Annotated in this window: 12 protein-coding genes and 1 rRNA gene; 2 read left to right on the top strand and 11 right to left on the bottom strand. The window is 61.2% G+C overall.

Features of this window, described 5'->3' with window-relative positions; translation table 11 throughout:
- Nucleotides 1–290: 290 nt before the first annotated feature.
- Nucleotides 291–1,815, bottom strand: a 16S ribosomal RNA gene (locus bcor_RS00505).
- 666 nt (nt 1,816–2,481) lie between these two features.
- Here bcor_RS00505 and bcor_RS00500 point away from each other — a divergent pair.
- Nucleotides 2,482–3,243 (top strand): Sir2 family NAD-dependent protein deacetylase, encoded by a 762-nt coding sequence (locus bcor_RS00500; RefSeq protein ID WP_033498583.1) that lies wholly within the window; start codon nt 2,482–2,484, stop codon nt 3,241–3,243.
- Here the strand turns inward: bcor_RS00500 and ilvA are convergent.
- From ilvA to bcor_RS00470, 6 genes are all read right to left on the bottom strand, one after another.
- The gene (gene ilvA, locus bcor_RS00495; RefSeq protein WP_033498584.1) at nt 3,237–4,502 is read right to left on the bottom strand and encodes a threonine ammonia-lyase; all 1,266 of its coding nucleotides are present in this window, start codon (nt 4,500–4,502) and stop codon (nt 3,237–3,239) included. The genes bcor_RS00500 and ilvA overlap by 7 nt on opposite strands.
- A gap of 179 nt (nt 4,503–4,681) precedes the next feature.
- Nucleotides 4,682–7,132 carry a bifunctional alpha,alpha-trehalose-phosphate synthase (UDP-forming)/trehalose-phosphatase gene (locus bcor_RS00490; protein WP_051875561.1) on the bottom strand — a complete coding sequence of 817 codons (2,451 nt, stop codon included), beginning with the start codon at nt 7,130–7,132 and terminating at the stop codon, nt 4,682–4,684.
- A 175-nt stretch (nt 7,133–7,307) separates the two neighbouring features.
- Entirely contained in the window at nt 7,308–9,218 is a 1,911-nt protein-coding gene (locus bcor_RS00485; protein ID WP_033498585.1) for an alpha-glucosidase, read from the bottom strand.
- 161 nt (nt 9,219–9,379) lie between these two features.
- Nucleotides 9,380–10,273 carry a carbohydrate ABC transporter permease gene (locus bcor_RS00480; protein ID WP_033498586.1) on the bottom strand — a complete coding sequence of 298 codons (894 nt, stop codon included), beginning with the start codon at nt 10,271–10,273 and terminating at the stop codon, nt 9,380–9,382.
- Between the two features lies 1 nt (nt 10,274).
- Nucleotides 10,275–11,192: a carbohydrate ABC transporter permease gene (locus bcor_RS00475; protein ID WP_051875560.1), complete on the bottom strand. Its 918-nt coding sequence runs from the start codon at nt 11,190–11,192 to the stop codon at nt 10,275–10,277.
- Nucleotides 11,189–12,514 carry an ABC transporter substrate-binding protein gene (locus bcor_RS00470; protein WP_420796637.1) on the bottom strand — a complete coding sequence of 442 codons (1,326 nt, stop codon included), beginning with the start codon at nt 12,512–12,514 and terminating at the stop codon, nt 11,189–11,191. The genes bcor_RS00475 and bcor_RS00470 overlap by 4 nt, the downstream gene beginning before the upstream one ends.
- Nucleotides 12,515–12,709: 195 nt before the next feature.
- On the opposite strand from bcor_RS00470, the gene bcor_RS00465 reads away from it, so the two are divergent.
- A complete protein-coding gene (locus bcor_RS00465; protein WP_158332612.1) occupies nt 12,710–14,005 on the top strand; it encodes an ROK family protein in 1,296 nt (431 codons plus the stop codon).
- 77 nt (nt 14,006–14,082) lie between these two features.
- Here the strand turns inward: bcor_RS00465 and bcor_RS00460 are convergent, their stop codons facing one another.
- The 4 genes from bcor_RS00460 to bcor_RS00445 all read right to left on the bottom strand — a co-directional run bounded on the left by bcor_RS00460 (nt 14,083) and on the right by bcor_RS00445 (nt 21,063).
- On the bottom strand, nt 14,083–16,374 hold the full coding sequence (locus tag bcor_RS00460; protein ID WP_033498587.1) for an alpha-galactosidase: 2,292 nt from the start codon (nt 16,372–16,374) through the stop codon (nt 14,083–14,085).
- 169 nt (nt 16,375–16,543) lie between these two features.
- The gene (locus bcor_RS00455) at nt 16,544–17,521 is read right to left on the bottom strand and encodes a ketopantoate reductase family protein (RefSeq protein WP_162472398.1); all 978 of its coding nucleotides are present in this window, start codon (nt 17,519–17,521) and stop codon (nt 16,544–16,546) included.
- Between the two features lie 191 nt (nt 17,522–17,712).
- Nucleotides 17,713–18,204, bottom strand: coding sequence for a nucleoside deaminase (locus bcor_RS00450; RefSeq protein WP_274518302.1), 492 nt, complete (start codon nt 18,202–18,204; stop codon nt 17,713–17,715).
- Nucleotides 18,205–18,264: 60 nt separating this feature from the next.
- Nucleotides 18,265–21,063 (bottom strand): cation-translocating P-type ATPase, encoded by a 2,799-nt coding sequence (locus tag bcor_RS00445; RefSeq protein WP_051875558.1) that lies wholly within the window; start codon nt 21,061–21,063, stop codon nt 18,265–18,267.
- Between the last annotated feature and the right edge of the window lie 293 nt (nt 21,064–21,356).

Below are 21,356 nucleotides of genomic sequence, written 5' to 3'. Positions count from 1 at the left end.
CGGACGGACAGGCACAAAGCCAGCCATCCACTCGCGTCCACTATCCAGTTCTCAAACCACCACCACACCACCAGGACCCGCCACGGGACGACACCCGCACAGGAACCCGATGGGCGACAGGAACACCACCCACAAGGGTGGCGGTCCGGGAACCCAACAGCGCATCCATGCCACAGCCCATTCGACCGTTCCACGCCAGCACGCCCACACCATCCGACCGACCGGCCGGACCCATGGACACGACCCCACGACCCAGACACGGGCGGGGGATTTTACTCATATCTCCGTAGAAAGGAGGTGATCCAGCCGCACCTTCCGGTACGGCTACCTTGTTACGACTTAGTCCCAATCGCGGACCTCACCTTAGACGGCTCCCCCCCAAACGGGTTGGGCCACCGGCTTCGGGTGCTGCCCACTTTCATGACTTGACGGGCGGTGTGTACAAGGCCCGGGAACGCATTCACCGCGGCGTTGCTGATCCGCGATTACTAGCGACTCCGCCTTCACGGAGCCGGGTTGCAGRCTCCRATCCGAACTGAGACCGGTTTTMAGGGATCCGCTCCATGTCGCCATGTCGCATCCCGTTGTACCGGCCATTGTAGCATGCGTGAAGCCCTGGACGTAAGGGGCATGATGATCTGACGTCATCCCCACCTTCCTCCGGGTTAACCCCGGCGGTCCCCCGTGAGTTCCCGGCATGACCCGCTGGCAACACGAGGCGAGGGTTGCGCTCGTTGCGGGACTTRACCCAACATCTCACGACACGAGCTGACGACGACCATGCACCACCTGTGAACCGGCCCCGAAGGGAAACCACGTCTCCGCGGTCGTCCGGCACATGTCAAGCCCAGGTAAGGTTCTTCGCGTTGCATCGAATTAATCCGCATGCTCCGCCGCTTGTGCGGGCCCCCGTCAATTTCTTTGAGTTTTAGCCTTGCGGCCGTACTCCCCAGGCGGGATGCTTAACGCGTTAGCTCCGACACGGAACCCGTGGAACGGGCCCCACATCCAGCATCCACCGTTTACGGCGTGGACTACCAGGGTATCTAATCCTGTTCGCTCCCCACGCTTTCGCTCCTCAGCGTCAGTAACGGCCCAGAGACCTGCCTTCGCCATTGGTGTTCTTCCCGATATCTACACATTCCACCGTTACACCGGGAATTCCAGTCTCCCCTACCGCACTCCAGYCCGCCCGTACCCGGCGCAGATCCACCGTTAAGCGATGGACTTTCACACCAGACGCGACGAACCGCCTACGAGCYCTTTACGCCCAATAATTCCGGATAACGCTTGCACCCTACGTATTACCGCGGCTGCTGGCACGTAGTTAGCCGGTGCTTATTCGAAAGGTACACTCACTCTCGCTTGCTCCCAATCAAAAGCGGTTTACAACCCGAAGGCCGTCATCCCGCACGCGGCGTCGCTGCATCAGGCTTTCGCCCATTGTGCAATATTCCCCACTGCTGCCTCCCGTAGGAGTCTGGGCCGTATCTCAGTCCCAATGTGGCCGGTCGCCCTCTCAGGCCGGCTACCCGTCGAAGCCTTGGTAGGCCATCACCCCACCAACAAGCTGATAGGACGCGACCCCATCCCATACCGGTAAACCCTTTCCCACACCATCATGCGATGATGCGGAACACCCGGCATTACCACCCGTTTCCAGGAGCTATTCCGGAGTATGGGGCAGGTTGGTCACGCATTACTCACCCGTTCGCCACTCTCACCAGACAGCAAGCTGCCTGGATCCCGTTCGACTTGCATGTGTTAAGCACGCCGCCAGCGTTCATCCTGAGCCAGAATCAAACCCTCCACAAAAAAACAATGAAGAAGCCGAAACGACTCTCATAATAAATTGACGGATCCGCTTCCATAAGGAGGAAACAGACCCACGAAAAACCCCGACACCCCTCACAACGCTCCCGCGTACCCGGCAAAACCGGGCGGGCATCGGACTGGCAATCAAAAAAGCTATAAAAGTAGCACAAACACGCTCTTGAGTTCTCAAACCACCACCACACCAACAAGCAGTCCACGCTCTTCTTGGAAGAGGAACCGCCGTGTTGAGCAGCAAGAGATAAACTTACCACGCATGCGTCATTCCGCAAATCAAAAATTATGGAGACCGTCGTTAATCCAGTAATTCCAGTCCTCGTATCGGCGTGTCGGAAAGATGATTATCATCATCTGCTTTGTCCTGTCGGCCCTTTTCCCCGGTGCAGACCCCCTAATCTGAGCACATTTTATTCACATCTGTCCCTTTTAACTTCCGCATGACGGCGTGTTTCCAGGACCGTTTCGGTTATGACATTGCCAAGGTGCCGACCGTGGTAATCGGTACCTACGAACCATGCATATATCCAACCTTCAATTCGGGCCTTGGCGAATCCGTCGATAGCTGCAGCGATGCAGGGGGGGGGGGCATCAAGACCCGGGCGGCTCCCGGCTGATGATCCTGAAACCTGATGGTGTAAGACAAAGGGTATGGGCAAAACAATTGCAGTACTGACCGGCGCAGGCATTTCAACCTCGGCAGGAATTCCGGATTTTCGCGGACCCGATGGGGTTTGGACCATGCATCCCGATCAGACGAGCGTGTACGACCTCGACCTCTTCATGAGTGACAGAGAGGCGCGTGAGTACTCATGGCGTTGGCAGAAGGAGTCGCCGGTCTGGAGGGCCCATCCGGGTGTGGCCCACAAAGCCCTGGCCAGGTTGGAGAAGGCGGGCATGCTGACGCTCCTGGCCACGCAGAACTTCGACGCCCTTCATGAGAAGGCCGGCAATTCCAGCCAGGTAATCGTCAACCTGCACGGGACCATCGGCACCTCGCACTGCATGAAGTGCGGCCAGGAATACCGGACGGCCGACATCATGGAACGGCTGGACCAGGAGCCGGATCCCCACTGCCGCAAGCGCATGCCCTACCAGGGGAATATGCCCTGCGGCGGCATCATCAAGACGGATGTGGTCTACTTCGGTCAGGCCCTGCCCGAGGGTGCCATGGAGAAAAGCATGAAACTGGCCAGCAGCGCCGACGAATTCTGGGTGATAGGGTCCACCCTGGAGGTCTTCCCGGCCGCCTCCCTGGTACCCGTTGCGGCACAGGCAGGCGTGCCCATAACCATCATGAATCTGGGGCAGACCCAGTACGATTCCTTGGCCACACGGCTGATTCATGAACCGATAGAAGAGGCCTTGCCCAGGCTGGTGGACGAGACCATCGCACGGAACCCGGATCAGTAGTTCTGATGAACCTGGAAGCCCTGGCTACGTAGGGTATCCAGAATCTGGGTGATGTGGTCGGGACCATTGGTCTCGACCGTCACCTCAAGGAGGACACCGTTCTCGTAGTGGCCCGAGGACTTGAACTGGTCATGGTTGAGCTCGATGACGTTGGCGCGAAGATCGGCCAGGACCGTGGCGACCTTGACCAGCTGACCCGGGGTGTCAGGAAGCTCGACGCCGAACTGCATGATACGGCCGCGGGATATCATCCCCCGCTGGATGACGGCGCCGATGGTGACCGTATCGATGTTGCCGCCCGAGATGATGGGGACAATCACATGGGGCCCGGGGGCGGCGCGGAAGACATCCGACTGAAGATCGAGCTGCCCCAGGGCGGCCAGGGAGACGGCCCCGGCGGCCTCGACCACCAGCTTGTGCTTCTCCAGCATGAAGAGAATCATCTCGGATATGTCACTCTCGGTGACCTGCACCAGGTCGTCCATGTAATGGCTCAGCAGTGCATAATCCAGGTCGCCGGGGCGCTTGACGGCCACACCCTCGGCCGCCGTGCTGACCTGGTCGGCCGCCACGACCCTGCCTGCGGTCAGGGACTCGCGCCAGGCCGGAGAACCGACCGGAGTGGCTCCGATGACCCGGACATCGGGCCTGAAGGTCTTGACCGCGAGCGCGACTCCGGCACCCAGACCCCCACCACCCAGCGGAACCACGATGTCGGTCACATCGGGCACATCGTTCAGGATCTCCATGGCAATGGTGCCCTGCCCACAGAGAACCTCGTAATCATCGAAGGGGTGAACGAAGGTCATTCCACGCGCGTCGGCCAGATGCCGCGCATAGGCGAAACTCTCGTCGAACACGTTCCCCTTGAGGACCACTTCGGCACCGTAGGCCTTGGTGGCATCCACCTTCAGGGGCGGTGTTATCTGGGGCATGACGATGGTGGCCTGTGCTCCGCGATGCCGGGAGGCGAAGGCCACACCCTGGGCGTGGTTGCCCGCCGAGGCGGTGATGATTCCCCGATCCAGATCCTCCTGGGAGAGGGACGCAATCTTGTTGTAGGCACCGCGCACCTTGAAGGAACCGGTCAGTTGTAGGTTCTCGGGCTTGAGCAGCACCTTGTGCCCCACTCGGTCACCGAGTTCCTGCGAGTGCTCGATCCGGGTGTGCCTGGCCACACCCTCAAGCCGCTTGGCGGCATCCCGCAGGTTGGCGGCATGATCCGCCCTCAGGTCAACATCGACTTCATTGGTATCCATGCTCAATCATTATCCCCGCCCCGCCCACTCGTGACGAGCCGGTGTCAACATGGTGGACATGGTCGCCCGATGAAAAGAAGCTGAATGGGCAAGACAGGGTCGGGAACCTCCATGAAGGCGTGAATATCCGGCCCTACGGGAGAAGCCGAATCGGCTGGAAAACAGGGAGGAGACTCCCTTCAGCCGGCATCGTCGATGATGGTGTGGTCATCTGCGAAACGGGCAGGCGAGGAACCATCATTATCCGAGGGCACCTGGGCCACACCCGCGGCCAGGTCGGCCATGAGGAGGTTGACCGCAACGGGGTCCTCGACCCTCAACCTGGCCTTGGTCTGACCGGGACCGACCTTGAAGGTCCACCCCGAATCGGGCATGACGGCAAACATGGTCTCGTCGGTGTCATCATCACCCAGAGCCATCATGAAGTCATAATCACCGCTGGAAACAAGCGGAAGAACCGCCTGCCCCTTGCTGGTGGCGACCGGGGTCACCTCGACCACCTTGGAGTTCTCCATGATCATCAGCCCCAGGCCCACGACCACACGCCTGAGCCGTTGGAGAAGGTCCTGCCGCTCGGCGTCGGCCACCCCGGCATCACTCATCCGATAGTGCCAGGCCACGGCGTCGGACTTGCTCTCGACGAAGGAGCCGGGCACCCGCTCGGTTGAAACATCCATGATGGGCTTGATGACCTTCTGCCAGGTCTGAGAGTCGGGCAGTCCCTTGGCGCGCTCCCAGACATCCTTCTGCTGACCGGGGCAGTTCTTGCTCCAGGCCCCATGCTCGGCGATGAGACCGACCGGGAGCTGGCTGAACCAGTCCTCCATGATTTCGTGGCTGCGGCCCGAGACCAGAATCATGTCCACATCGGGGTTGGAACCGACCTGGGTCAGGAGCTTGCACAGCGCCCGGGTGGGCCTGGCCCGTTCGGGCTTGCGGACCAGCGGGGTCAGGGTTCCGTCGTAGTCGCACAGGACAAGCCGGCGCTTGGCCTTGTCCCATTGACGGACGATTTCGTTGTGGTGATCCATTCTGAACCTCTTGTCGGTCATGCCGGGGGTGGATACCTGTTTGAGGGTCTCCAGGAAGGAGGTGCACCAGTTGGAGGCCGTGCGGACCTTCAACCGTGCCTGCATACGGATATTCCTTTGGCGGGACTCCTCGGGGGATATCTCCAAGGCGTTGTGGAGGGCCTCACAGACCATGTCGATGTCGTAGGGGTTGACGATGAAGGCATCGGTCAACTCGTCCGCCGCCCCGCACATGTCCGAGAGGACCAGGGCACCATCACGCCCGTCATGGCAGGCCAGATACTCCTTGGCCACCAGGTTCATGCCGTCGCGCAGGGGGGTGACCAGGGCCACGTCGCCGGCTGTGTAGATACCGCAGACCGGTTTGATCGACAGGGACCTGGTGATGTAGTGGATGGGGGTCCAGGCAAGCAGGGAATAGCGTCCGTTGATCTCCCCCACCAGCTGGTCCACCTGATCCTTGAGGCGCTGGTAGGACTCGACGTTTTCCCGGGAGGGGGTGGCCAGGAGATAGTAGGTGACATGCCCCACCCATTCGGGGTACTTGTCAAGCATGCAACCGAAGGCCTTGAGACGCTCGGGCAGACCCTTGGTGTAGTCCAACCGATCAACCGAGACGATGACCTTATTGGATCGGCTCTCTATGGAGGAGGCCGCCTGCTTGGCCAGGGTGGTCTCGGGAATGCCCTCGCTGGCGTAATGGCTCCACCAGTTACTATCGGGGACGCTGGCCTCGGTGGCGGCCACCCCCTCGGCGGTGACCGAGGTCCGGTAGCGGTGGCGGGGCGACTTGCCGCAGGCCTCATCTATGCCCCGGCGCATGGCCCTGGCCAGACCGGAACGGGCCGTGCGGCTGTACAGGTTGTAGTCGATGCCTATGGGAAAGGCGTCAATGGCGGCCCGATGCCCGTCGGGCATCTCGACCACCCCATCCTCATTGACCGGAATCTCAGGCAGAAGACGGTGCAGGGAGGCCAGGAAGCTGGCCGAGAAATCCACGGTGTGGAACCCAATCAGGTTGGCCCCCAGCACACCTTCCAGAATCTCACGGCTCCAGGGCAGGGATCGGAATATCTCGGCACTGGGGAAGGGGACATGCAGGAACCAGCCGATGGAGGCATCGGGGTAGCGCTCGCGGAGCATCTTGGGCAGGAGCATCAGATGGTAGTCCTGAATCCAAATTGTGTCCCCCTTGCGAATCAGGGGTTCCACCACCTGGGCGAAACGCATGTTGACCTTGCGGTACATGTCCCAATCCTGCTGTTTGAAAACGGCCTCATGGGAGAAATCATGGAAGAGGGGCCAGAGGGTGTTGTTGGAGAAACCGGCATAGTACCCGTTGAGCTCATCCTTGCTGAGGAAGACGGGGATGCACCGGCTCTCCCGATATGCCTTGCGGATGTCCTGAAGCTCCTTGTCGGAGTACTGCTCCGGGTCGATGCCGCTCCAGCCTATCCAGAGGCAGTCCTTGTGGGCGCGGTGATAGGGGCCGATGGCCGTGGCCAGACCGCCCACGTTCTGCCGTAGCGTATAGGATCCGTCATCCGTGGCCTCAAGTGACATGGGAAGCCTGTTGGAAACAATGATCAAACGAGACATACGGCACCACTCTCCTGTCCGGACCGGCCAAGCCAATGCCGGTCTACCTGTCGCTCCCCGGTCCGACCCGACCATCAGGGGCGGGCAGGTGAAAACCACGACATATAGGTTCCACTGTAGCCGCATGACCAGGTGGTTGCCATAAATTGACCGGCCGGAATATGGAGTGCGAGACTCAGAGCCGGTAGACGAAGCCCTCCCAGGGGGCCAGACGGCCGGTCAGGAGAGAACCGACGGTTTGCTCGGGCTGGTAGGTGGAAATCATAATCCTGTCAACGTCCCCGACCCCCAGGGACATGGAGGTGGCGGCAACCTGGTCCATCCCGAGGAGGGCGGCCGTCTGTTCAGGCAGACCTGCGGGCTTGCTGCTCAGGTTGACCACGACCAGGAGACGCTGGCAGGGCACGGCATCCTGGATGCTCCTGGCCTCCGGGCCGGACTTGCGCTCGGGGGCCTGGTCCAGGGAACGGGTAAAGGAATAGACCTGCTCCGCTTCCGGATCCAGGAGGGAGAAATCACCGGCAGCCACAACCGGGTTGGCATGACGGAGGCGAATCAGCTCCCGGTAAAAGGCCAGGACCGAATCCTGGTCGCGCAGCTCACTCTTGGCATTGATCTTGTCATGGTTGGGGTTGACGGACAGCCAGGGCTCCTCGGGGGCATAGGGGGCGGTGAACCCGGCGAACTTGGTCGCATCCCACTGCATGGGGGTCCGGGCGTTGTCACGACTCATATAGGCCAGGGCGTCCATCATGGATTCCGGGCTCTGCTCGTGCGCCTGGTCAACCCGCTGATGATAGAGGTTGATGGTTTCGAGATCGCGATACTGGTCGAGCCGGGTGAACCCGGCGTTGGTCATGCCCAACTCCTCACCCTGGTAGATGTAGGGGGTGCCCCGGTGCATATGGGGGAGAAGGCCCAGGGCCTTGGCGGACCGGGTACGAAGCTCCTCGGTAGAGGTGTCACCCCAGCGGGAGACCACACGCGGCTGATCGTGGTTGTTGAAGTAGAGGCTGGCCCAGCCCGCCTTGGCCACGGCCTCCTGCTGCCTACCCATGGCATCCTTGAGCCTACTTGCCTGGAAGGGACGGATGTTCCATTTACTTCCATCGGAGTCGATACCGGTCTGGGTAAAGAGGAAGAGCATATCCAGTTCGCGATTGTCCGGGTCGGTGATGGCACCGCTTCGCTCGGGTGGAAGGTCCGGGGCCTCACCCACGGTCAGGTAGCCCTGGCGCCCCTCGAAGACCTCCCGACGCATCTCCTTCAGGTACTCATCCAGCCTGGGACCGTCCACGCAGAAGGGCACCGGAGAGGAATATCCCTCCGGGCCCACCGGCCCGTCCTGGATGGCCGCCCCCTCTTCGCCCGGCAGAAGACCCTGGTCGTCGACCAGCTTGGAGATCATGACAATCACGTCCATGCGGAAACCATCGATACCCCGGTCCATCCACCAGTTCATCATCCGGTAGACGGCCTGACGCACCTGAGGGTTCTCCCAGTTCAGGTCGGGTTGCTTCTTCGAGAACTGGTGGAGGAAGTACTCACCGCGGTGAGGGTCGTACTCCCAGGCGGAGCCGCCGAAATATGACCCCCACCGGTTGGGTTCCGCGCCCGGGGTTCCCGGTTCATGGCCGGCCCTGGCAGGGCGCCACCAGTACCAGTCGGCATGCGGATCGCCGGTGTTGCGCGAGGCCTGGAACCAGGCGTGCTCGTCGGAGGTGTGGTTGACGACCAGGTCCATGACCACCTTGATTCCCCGGCTATGGGCCTCGTCCAGAAGCTCATCCATATCGTCCATGGTGCCGAAGATGGGGTCGATGTCCTGATAGTCGGAGATGTCGTACCCGTTGTCATCCTGAGGGGATCGGTAGACGGGGCTGAGCCAGATCACATCCACGCCCAGGTCGGCCAGGTAGTCCAGCCGCTGGGTGATGCCCGGCAGGTCGCCGTAGCCGTCACCGTTGGTGTCCTGGAAGGATCGCGGGTAGATCTGGTAGACCACGGCATTGGTCCACCAGGGGTTGGGGGTGGCCCCGTTGGTCCGTATTGCATCGGATAGCTGCGCGCGCTCTTCCTGGGTCATGGCTTTCCTTCCACAGGCTGGATTCGTAGGACTTCCTTGTTCTGCAACTCCCACTATACGGGCTGTCTTCGCCCGCTCCAGAGGAGGGGTTCCGTAAGGTGGGCGCAATCAACGATGCCCCGGCCGTTCAGACAATCGAAGACCGGAGCACCAGGATGGGGCTACTTGACGGCACCGCGCATGACGCCGCTGATAACCCACTTCTGGGAGAAGAGATAGACGATCAGAATCGGGGCCAAGGCCATCAGATAGCTGGAGAAGGCCATCGGATAGTTAGTGGCGAACTGCGAGCTGAAGACATACTGGGCCAGTGGGATGGTCTGGCTGGATTGGTCGGTCAGGACAATCAGGGGCAGGAGGAAATCGTTCCAGGCCCACAGCGCCGTAGTGATGGCGATGGTGGCGTTAATCGGTCCCATCAGTGGGAAGATGATGGTCCAGAAAATCCGCCAGGTCCCGGCTCCGTCGATTCTGGCGGCCTCTTCCAGAGCCGTGGGGATGGACCTGATGAACCCTGTGGCGATGAAGAGGTTAGTGCCCAGGCCAAGAACCACATAGAGGAGGATCAGTCCGATGACGTTGTCCATGTGCCAGCTGCCGAACTGCTTGGCGATGGGGAGCATGACCACCGGGAAGGGCACGAACATGGCCGCGATGAAGAAGTAGTAGAGGAAGCGGAAAAAACGCTTGTCCATGTTGCGGGCCACCGCATAGGCGACGAAGGTGTTGGTCAGCAGGGTGATGACCACGGCGCAGACCGTGACGATGCCCGAGTTCAGGGCCGCCTTGGGGTAGTTGACCTTGTTCCAGGCATCGGCAAAGTTGTGCCACTGCCACGAGGTGGGGAGGCTGAAAGTACCGGCCTCGGCAGGGGTCTTCAGGGCCGTGACCACTGTGAAGTACAGCGGCACCAGGATGGTCAGGGAAAAGACGGCGACGACGGCTGTAAGCCACCAGTTGATGTTGCGCAACCGGTCCTTCACCGCGCTCCTGCGGCGCGGTAGGGAAGAGGGTCGGGGTTTGGGCGATGATTCGATTTGTTGTGTCTGGCTCATCTCAGACCTTCTCTCCTCTTCTGGAAATACCCAACTGGATGAATGCGACCAGGGCCAGGACGATGAAGAACATGACCGCATTGGCCGTCTGATAGGCATACTCGCCCCCGGTAAGGCCACCCTTGTAGATGAGGTAGGTGACCGTCTCTGTCTTGGAATCCGGTCCGCCGGCCGTCAAGGCCACCACCTGGTCGAAGGTGTTGAAGGCGTTCTTGAGGGTCAGGACCAGGTTGATTGTGAAGAAGGCACCTATCAGGGGGAAGGTGATCTTCCAGAAGGACTGCCAGGCATTGGCCCCATCGATGGAGGCGGCCTCGTAGACCTCGGCATCGATGGTCTGGAGACCGGCCAGGTAGATCAGGGTGGAGTAGGCCACCGCCTGCCATACCGAGAGGAAGACGATGGGTACCCATGCATAACGCTCGCTGGTCAGCAGGGACTGGGAGAGCCAGCCGATGTGCAGGGCCCGGCCCAGAGCCGGCAGGGGTGTCATGAAGATGTACTTGAAAACGTACCCGATGACCAGTACGGAGAGGGTGTAGGGGATGAAGTAGATGGCCCGGAACCCTTTCCTGAAGGCAATCTTCCCGTTCAGGGCCACGGCGATGAAGAGGGCGATGAAGTTCACCAGAACGGTAATCACGATTGCGATCAGGAAGGTGAAGATGTAGGCATGACCTACACGCGCATCCTGAAAAAGGGCCCCATAGTTCTTGAAACCAATCCAGGAGAATTTGCCGTACCCTTGGGAGTTGGTGAAGGAGTATGCCACGCCCTGGAAGAAGGGCACATACAGGAAGAGGGCGAAAATCAGGGCTGCGGGAACGGTCATCCAGTAGAAGGCCCTGTCGACCTTCCGCCTGGAATGGCCTCCCCTGCCCGACTTGGACTGCTTCATATCTGATTCCTGGCCTTTCATTGGAAGTTCCTTGCCTGCACCTTGTCCCACTCGGTCTGCATGGAGTCGATGAACCCGTCCACGTCACCCTTGGTCACCATGGTCTGTAGGTAGCCACCGATGTTGATGGAGGAGGGAATGTAGTGGTCGCAGAAGTCCGCCAGCCGATTTTCCCGGAAGAAGGGCAGGACACCATTGAGCGCCGGATCGCCGGCCTCGACCGTCCTGGTGGGCATGAAGGCCGTTTGGGCCTTGGCGTAGGTACGCAACTGCTCAGGCTTCATCAGGTATCGAATCAGCCTCATGGCCTCCTTGGGATGACTGGTGTTGGCACCCATGGTGAGCATCACATCGTCACCGGCGGTCAGAATCTGCTCGGAGGGTGAATCACTGGCCGGCATCTGGGCGAATCCCAAATCGACATCAGGATTGATCATCCTGATCTGGGGGATGGCATAGGTGCCCAGCGGCAGGACGGCCACCTTCCCGTTGGCCATGTTCTGTGTGCCCTGCTGGTAGGTCACCCCCTTGTCACCGGTGGAATGGCGGAAGAGCTCCACCTCTCTCCTAGCGGGGTCCGACCAGATGGATCTGAAATCCGTCTCACCTGTCATCAGGTCTGCATATCTGCTCTCGGGAACCATGGTCCCGGCCAGGGAAGCCAGGGGGGCCTGGGTGGTCCAGGAATCCGAGAGAGTGGCCTGAACAGGCTCGATGCCCTGGTCCTTGAACCGGTCAAGCATGGCCGTGAACTCGGTCCAGGTGCGAGGTGGGTTCTCCGGATCCACACCAGCCTGACGCCAAAGGGTCTTGTTGTAGATGTAGCCGCTTGCATTCCCGGCGAAGGGGAGGCCATAGAGACGCTTACCCTCGGGATTCTTGGTCTGCACCAGGTTCTTGGCTATGGAGACCATGCCCGGGTTGAGGTCGTCGACCAGGGGGTCATCGGTGAAGTCATGGAAGACTCCTGAGGCGGCGAACATACCAAAACTGATGTCACCGTTGAAGGTGATCACATCAGGGACCCTGTTCTTGACCAGGCGGGTGCGCAGGTCGGTCTGGGAATCTGCCGAGTTGTTGATCCTGACCCTGATATCAGGGTTCTCCTTCTCGAACTGGGCGACCATGGCCTTGAACTGGTCGGCGGCCTCGAACTTGAACTGGAAGAAGTCCAGAGTGACCACCCCTGATTCGGTGGCCCCGCAACCAGCCAGTCCCACGACCGTCAAGACGGACAGAGCGGCGGCCAAACCGGTCTTCAACCAGGTCAGCATCCGCTTGGTGGGCGTGGAGGAAGCCCGGGGACCTGCCCAGGTTCGTCCGCCACCGTGTGCATCAGACATATACGGCTCCTTTACCATTCAGATGGGCATCAGTGCCTCATTGCTTCTGCGGCCCAGCATAGGGTCGACCTCATTTTCATTCCCACCTTCGGCGAGTTCCTTTCGTTCGGAAAGTAATAGGGGTACCATGAGCGAAAAGCGGTTTGACAGGCGGAAAGAGGCCCTATGAGAATCGTGCCCAATCAAACACGCAGCATGACTGGTGACACGGAGACCGAACCCTTCCCCACCTGGTTCAGCGCCTCCAGCTTCACCCACCGGATAGCTGTGGACATCCTTCAGAACGGCCCAATCTCCCGCGTATCCCTGGCTCGGCGGTTCGGCCTGACACAAGGGGCGGTGTCGCGCATCACCAGCGACCTGGCACATTGGGGAGTCATCGAGACGGCAGGGCTTCTTCCGACCTCAAAGGAGGGGCAGACCGAAGACCCGGGGACGAATCAGGACAAGACCGAAGGGGATTTCAGTGAAACCGGCGCCGCCAGAACACGACTCCGGGCAGGCAGACCCCAACAAGCCCTGGTCATCCGACATGACGCCAAGACCTTCATCGGCGTCAATCTGCATGGCGCGACTGCCATGGCCGTCGCCGTAGACCTTGCATGCCAGCCGGTGGGGATGTCCCACCAGAAAGAAATCCAGCACCGGGGCCCCGGCCAGGTGACGGAGGTTCTGACCGGTCTGGTCCGTGACTGCATGGCAGAAATCAGGCAGGCCGGCCTGCCTGAACCATCCGGACTTGGCATCTCCCTGGGAGGGCGGGCCGCAGGAAACCGGGTGGTCACCTACGCGCCCTTCCTGCAGTGGAGCGAACATGTCGACCTGGCTGCGGCCATGGAAAAGATCTGTGGCCTGCCCTGCCTGGTCTTCAACGACCTTGATGCCCTGGCCCTCTATGAGGGTTGGTTCGGGGCCGGAATCGGACTGGACCGGTTCGTTCTCATCACCATCGGGTCAGGAGTGGGGTACTCCCTGGCCGAACACGGTATGCCCGTTTCATCCTCGGACGAGGGGTATGGACTAATAGGACACCAACTGGTTGACCCTGACGGGCCGACCTGTTATCTGGGCCATCGGGGCTGTGCACAGTGCCTGACCACCGGGTCGCTCGTGGAGCAGTACTCCCGCAAAATCGGCCGGGCGGCCACCGTAGAGCAGTTCGTTCACGACCTGGACCAGGACCTGCCCCAGGCCAACACACTCCTCAACCTGACCGGGTTCCGGCTGGGGGTCCTGATTGCCTCGGTGGCCAATGTGACAGTACCCGAGAAGATCCTTATCGGCGGAGAAACCTCATACCTGATGAGGCGGTGCAGCGAGTCCATCCGTAAGGGAATCGACTCCTACCGCCACAGTCAGATGGCCGAGGTATCCCTGCAGATCATTGACAATGACTGGAACCGCTGGGCCCAAGCCCCGGCAGCCAGAGCCATCGCCTCCTACCTCATGGCACCGGACGGGGCCGACGGGCCACAAACCAGGTACGCCTGAGATTACCGAGGGGCAAGGCGGAATACGCGAGCGCCATTGGAGCAGCACGGCCAGGCTGCAGCCGTGCCAGGAAGTCGCTAGATACGCTCCACCTGGAAGACCACAGCTTCCGCCGGGTGAATAACCGGGGGACGAAGTCCCTCATCGACCAGGACGGCGCCGGGCAGCACGGCCCCTTCGCCCTCCCACCAGGCCAACGGGCTCTGCCCACCGCCAATCACCGCCAGGGACCTGCAGACCTCCAGAGGCCTGACCCTGTAGTTCTCTTCGGGATTCAGACCGGGTAGGGCGACGGTCTGGGCCGGGTAGTTGACCGAGGAGGCGAGCTGGGTAAAGCGGTAGACGGCCGAGGAACCATCGGTCGCAATAACCCCGTCAAGCCTGATTGCCGGGTCGAAGGCATCTCCATGCACCAGGCGTCCGGTCCGGAAGAGTTCGCGTCGCTCCTTATATACCGCAATCCAGCAACCCAGTTCGTCCAGTTGTTCCTGGGAAACCTTAAGCAAATCCCATTCCACACCCATGTGGCCGAAGAAGGTCATGGCCGCACGGAGCTGGAGCGATGTCGCACGCCCGGTCGAATGGGCCGGGGAATCCCCCACATGTTCCCCCATCATCTCCGGGGGAACCAGGAGGGAGGTGTAGCGCTGGATATCGGCTCGCTCCACCGGGTCCACACAGTCGGAGACCCAGACACGATCGGTATACTCCAGGATGCCCAGATCGATGCGGGCACCTCCTGAACTACAGGTTTCGATTTCCAGATTCCCATGTCTGGTCTTCAAATCGCGCATGATTCGGTAGACGGCCTCTGTCTGCTCGTGGACCGCCGGGCGGCCACTCAAGGGGGAGCACGCCTCAATGACGTAGCGGTTGTGATCCCACTTGATGTAGTCGATGCCCAGGCGGGAAACCAGGGAATCCATGGCTTGGAAGACGTGGTCATAGGCTTGGGGATTGGTCAGATCCATGACCTGCTGACTGCGGCCTTGGACGGGAAGACGTGAGTTCAACGGTTTCATGACCCAGTCGGGATGCTCCCGGAAGACCACGGAATCGGGGCTGACCATCTCCGGTTCGAACCAGAGCCCGAACTCCATGCCCAGCTGATGAACCTTGGAGGCCAGGGCCTCCAGGCCCTGTGGCCCCTCAGGCCAGACCCCGGTATCGATGGACCAATCCCCCAAGCCCGATTCATCCGACCGCCTGCCGGCGAACCAGCCGTCATCAACCACGAACCGTTCAACTCCGGCCAAGGCCGCCTTATCCGCCAAGGCAGCGAGCTTCTTATAGGAGTGGTCGAAGTAAACCGCCTCCCAGGTATTAAGGGTGACCGGACGGGGGCGGGTGGCGAACCCCGGATGAAGAGAACGCAGGTGTTCGTGGAACCGCTGCGCCACCTGGTTCAATCCCTCTCCCCAGGAGCCGTAGAGCCAGGGAGTGGTGTAGGTCGGTGGCGTCCGGTCGCGAGCCGACGCGGGTGGAAGGACCATTTCGCCCGACAAGAGGACCTCACCACCACCAATAAGAGCGGGGGCCGACGGGATGCGCTCGACGTTCAGCCCGCCGTTGCCGCTCCACCCGAGGTGGACGGCCCTGACGCTTCCGCCCTCGAAGCCAAACCCTGGCGTCCCCGCACAGAGGAGAAGAGAAGAATCAAAATCAGGCCTACCTACAAAGGTGGAACGCTCCATCCGGCCGACATTCAGAGGTTGGCGTTGGGGACTACGTTCCCTCAGGTGATGACCTGTAGTCGTCATGACCTCGCAGTCCCTAGGTGGGAGGGGAAAGCCCAGCTCCAAACGGTTGACAGCCAGGGAGCGGGTCGGATCAAGATTGATAAGGCCCATCCGCTGACGAATCAACCCGGATGCCAAAAGCTGGCAACTCCAGGTCAATCCCACCCCCTGGTCGGCGTCGGCGGCCTTGACCGTCAGCGTGGGGACCCCGGAATCACCGGAATCCGTGCCTTCATCTTCGCATTGGCCCAAGGGAGACCCGGCAACCTGCTGTGCCAAATCGGTCGCTTCGACTTGGAAGTGGCAGAAGACCTCTACACCCTTTCGGCTGATACCGAGTCGGGGGGCACCGGTCCAGGCCTCGGACTGTGCGGGCAGGATGCTGGGCCAGGCAGTCTGGTCAAGACCACCGGAAACCCGCTGGGGGGCCAGGGCATCGTAGGCACCCAGAAGGGCTGAAGGATCGGACAGCCGACGACCCCAATGAACGATTCGGGGCAGTTCCCGGCCGGACAGGAGTATACCCAACCCCACATCGGCCTGCTCCATATACACCAGGGTCAAGGTTGTACCGTCTGCAGATCTTCCCAGATAGGACTCCACCCCGGCCCTGTCCCGCTGAACGTCCATGACACCTCCGTCACAAGCCCATGGCCCGACCGGTCCTCATGGGCCGGACGAAGCACATCCACAGTCAGGGACCATGCTATGAATTGACAACTAACTTGTCTCGCTGTGCGCGTTTTCCTGTTTTCGGAAAGTAATTCCGGGGGAAGAGACCGTGACAAGGCCCGTCGGTTTACTTGACAGTTTCCTCCCGGTGGACCTGGAAGGCCAACTCGGCCAGGTGGACGCCATGGGTCAGGAACTCCTGGGTCCGGCAGACGTAGTCGTTCTCACGGCCAAGCCTGGCTATGTACCCATTGATGTAATCCACCTCGGTCTTGCGCCCGCGCGACATGTCCTGGTACATGGATGGGTAGTGGAGGGGGTTGCCCACGCGGCTGACATAGTCCACCTCGTCCAGGGTGGCCTGTCGGGTCTGAATCAGCTGCTTGCCGGCTCGCTCGCAGGCATCATAGGCCTCATCAATCAGCTGTCTGGCCATGTCCATTGCTCCCGGGTAGGAGATGAACTGGCCCATGGTGATCTGGTACATGGTGCAAATCGTGTTGACCACCGAATTGAAGATGATTTTTGCCAGACAGGTCCCCTCGAAGTTCTCGGTAAGGATCGGGTTCAGGTTGGCCGCTTTGAAGTCGGAGGCCATCTCCCGCTCCAGATCCGTGGTCTTCTCGGTCATGGCACAGAGGTGCATGGAACCGGCCCCGGACTTGCCTATGAAGTCCACATCCCCCGGTCCGTTCAGGACCGTGCCAATCATGGCCGTGCCCCCGTAGATTCGTTCCTTGGGGAAGTACTTGAGCATCTTGTCGAAGTGACCCCATCCGTTCATGGCCGAGAAGACGACCTGGTGGTCCTTGAAAAGGTGGGCGCACCTGTCCAGGACCTCCTCCAGTTGCATCTGCTTGAGCATGATGATCCAGACATCAGGGTCGCCCTGATAGTCCTCCGGAGTGAAAATGTTGATGGGAACCAGATGGCGGCCTTCATGATCACGTGAGACGTAGACCCCGCCTTGATCGCGCACCTTATCGACATTGGGCATCCAGGTATCGACGAAGTCCACCTGCAACCCCGCCTGCTCCTGGAGGAGCACACCCAATCTGTATCCCATGGCACCGGCACCCATCACCGCGTACTTCATTGCAATCAGCCTTCTTCGCTATTGATAGTCTGTGCGGATAAACGTCCCCGGAGCCATCAGACCCCGGGGAGTTACTGGCAGTATGCAGACGGCGGAGCGAACAAGGTCGGGGTCCGTTCGGATGTTGGACGGAATGGTCAATTAGGCAGTTCTGAAAGTCACACCGGCGCTGGTGGGACGAAACCACGCAACAGCCCCGCTCAGGAATTCTGACGGCGGGCCTTGAAGAAATGCGAGAGGAGGTCGGCACAAGCCCCCTCCTCCACTCCGCCTATGACCTCGGCCGTGGGTCCGGTGTGGGGGTCGCGGGGAATATCCCAGACCGACCCGCAGGCACCCATCTTGGGGTCCCACGCACCGAAGACCACACGGTCGAAATGACAGGCCAGGATTGCCCCTATGCACATGGGGCAAGGCTCCAACGTGACGACCATGGTGCAGCCCGACAGGTCCCAACCCCGGTCACCGTCGGTCCTGTCGGCAGGGCCATGGGCCGAGGCGGCCTGGGTGATGGCCTCCATCTCGGCATGAGCCAGGGGCCTCCCCTGGGCTTGCCGACGGTTGCAACCTCGACCCGCCACTTGCCCATGAGCGTCCAGGACCACGGCCCCCACAGGGACGTCGCCCTGGTTGGCCGCCTGTCCAGCCAGATCCAGGGCCTGGCCCATGGCCCTCTTCCAAGATTCGTGCACAGGGCCAGTCTGGCAGTCCAACCTGACAGGCTCCACCGGACCGGCCCCGTGCTTTTCGACTCAGGACCGGCCGCTCAACATGTCGGCGATGCTGCGCCGCACATGGCGGAAGTGGTTGGCCCGACCGTGCTGCCCGTAGCCATGCTTGGCCAGGAAGGATCGAATCAGCTTGTCGCCCTCACTGAAGATGAGGGCCGTCAGGCCGATGCCCAGGCAGATCAGCCACTGCGTACCGGTCAGCGGGGCCATGCCCAGCACGGACGCCACCGGAGCCAGGTACATGGCACCGGCGTGAATGCCCAGGGCCACGAACGATGCAACCAGGAGGAACTTGTTGTCGAGCGGATTGAGCTGGATGATCAGCTTCTTCTCGGACCTGGCGGACATGGCGATGAAGAAGTTGAAGAGCACCAGGAGGGTCAGCGCCATGGTCCGGGCCACGGTCAGGCTCATCCCCCTGTCGAGGTTGGACCGGAAGAGGACCAGGATGCAGGTGGCCATCCAGAGGCCGCAGACCGCCAGACGAATCCAGAGGACACGAGAGAGCAGACCCTCTTCGGCCGAGCGGGGCGGGGATTCCAGCTCGTCCCCGTCACCGGGCTCAAAGCCCAAGGCGATGTCCTGGACACCGTTGGTAACGAAGTTGATCCAGAGCATCTGGAGGGGGAGGAAGAGGAGCGGCTCCTCGGCGATGACATTGACACCGACCGCAATCATGGCAGCGGCCGCCGTGGAGAGGAGGAAGTAGGCTGAACCACGTATGGCCTTGAAGGTGGCCCTCCCCTGCCGGACGGCCTGGGTGATGGTGATGAAGTTGTCATCGGTCAGAACCACATCGCTGGCCTCACGGGCCACGTCGGTGCCGGATTCACCCATGGCGATGCCCACCGAGGCGGCCTTGAGGGCCGGGGCATCGTTGACACCGTCACCGGTCACAGCCACCACGTGCCCCTCGTCCTGGAGGGCTTCGACGATGCGAAGCTTGTCCTGGGGCGAGACCCTGGCGGCGATGGAGGTCTCGCGCAGACGGGCACGGAGAACTTCGTCACTCATCTCCAGCATCTCACTGCCGGTCAGGGTCTGCTCGGTGTGTTCCAATCCCAGGCGCTTGCCGATGGCGGCGGCGGTCACCGGGTGGTCACCGGTTATCATGACGACCCTGATACCGGCCTTGGCGCAGTCGGCTATGGCCTCGCGGACACCGGGGCGGGGCGGATCCAGCATTCCTTCCAGACCGAGGAAGGTCATGTCGTGGGCCTGCTTGTGGTCTTTCAGGTCTTCATCCGGGTCGATGGTCCGGCTGGCAACGCCGATGACGCGCAACCCCTGGGAACCCATCATCTCGTAGGAGGCATGGACCGCATCCTGGTCCAGAGGAATCCGATTCCCGTCCGGGCCGACCATGGTCGTGCTCATGGACATGATCGCGTCGGGCGCCCCCTTGACGTACTGGGTCAGAGTCCCGTCCGGATTGCGTCGGATGGTCATGGAATGGAGAAGTTCAGGTTCATAGGGGGTCTGGGAGGCGATCGGGGAATCCAGTTCCTCCCAGGTCACGGCCCCTGTCTGATCGGCGACCCGGGCCATGGCCATATCGACCGCATCACCGCTGTACCGGATTGTTCCATCCTCGTCGGCCTGTCGGTGGGCCTCGTTGGTCAGGGCTCCTCCGCGCATCAGAGCCATGAAGGCCCGGGTACGGGGATCGTCGGCACCGTCAGCACCGATCTGATCGACCTGGATCGGATCTCCCCCTCCCAGGGTGCACTGCTCAACCGTCATTCGGTTCTGGGTCAGGGTGCCGGTCTTGTCGGAACCAATCACCGTGATGGACCCCAGGGTCTCAACGGCCGGCAGGGACCGCACGATGGCGTTGTAGTCGGCCATCCGGGAAACACCCAGGGCCATGGCCACGGTCAGAACGATGGGCAGGGCCTCGGGCATGGAGGCCACGACCAGGGAGACGGCGGAAAGGAAGGCTTCGGTCGCATCCCCGTTGATGATGGCCCCACCGATGAAGACGAAGACGGCCACCAGGATGACCGCCACGGCGATGCCGACCTCGGTGCGGTGGATGATTCGCTGGAGCGGGGTACGCCCCTTGGCCACATGGACCAGGTCGTTGATCTCGCCCAGCTCGGTGTCCGAACCGGTGGCGACGACCAGTCCCCTGCCGCGTCCGCTGGTGACCATGGTGCCCGAGAAGGCCATGCACTTGCGGTCGCCCAGGGAGGCATCCTTGTGGACAGCGTCCGTACTCTTCTTGGCCTCATCGCTCTCGCCGGTCAGCATGGCTTCGTCGATGCGGAGTTGAAGGGCTTCAACCAGCCTGAGATCGGCTGGGACCCGGTCACCGCTCTCCAGCACCACCAGGTCACCGGGAACCAGGTCGGCCGCATCGATGTCCTGAAGCCGTCCGTCGCGCATGACCCGGGTGGTGGGCGTAGCCAAGGAGGTCAGTGCCTCTACGGCCTTGTCCGCCTTGGATTCCTGGTAGTAACCGATGATGGCATTGAGGAGGAGGACGATGAAGATAGCTGCTGCATCGACATAGTGTTTGAGGAAGATCGTGACGATGCCGCAGACAATCAGGACGGCAATCAGGGGGCTGGTGAACTGCTCCAGGAAGAGTCGCCACTTGGGCTTGGTCTCTGCCTCGGCCAGGGTGTTCTGCCCGAAGATATCCAGGCGGCGACGACTCTCCTGTTCGTCCAGGCCCTGATCGGTGGTTTTCAGCGCGGTCATGGCCTCGCTGGCGTCGAGGCTGTGCCAGGCCGTATCTTGCAGTTGGGTGTTCCCTGTCTGCTCCAGGGATGTGTTCCGTGGTTCGTTGGTTGGCGGGTTAGTCGGATCTGTCATATCAGCCAGGCCTTTCCATGTGGATTGGTCGTACTGTCCGTAGTGCGTAAGGCATTCGAGAATGCCTTGGTGAGGGGCCCAGGTGGCCAGTTACCATTCAGCTGACGCGGGCGGGTTGGAGCCCAGGCGTCCTGAGGACATGTTGTTGTCTGTCGGTTCGGTTTGCAGCCGGCCCATCATACGGGGGTCATGATGGATATGGAGTGCGGCGGACTTGTTTGTGAAAGCCGCCGGTACACGTTCGGGGTCCAGCGCCTTGACCGACCCTTGCAATGGTACAGATTCAAGGATTC

Origin of the sequence: Bifidobacterium coryneforme, assembly GCF_000737865.1 — a bacterium.
GTDB lineage: Bacteria > Actinomycetota > Actinomycetes > Actinomycetales > Bifidobacteriaceae > Bombiscardovia > Bombiscardovia coryneformis.
The sequence above is the reverse complement of the archived record's forward strand: the minus strand, read 5'-3'. Positions and strand labels throughout refer to the sequence as shown.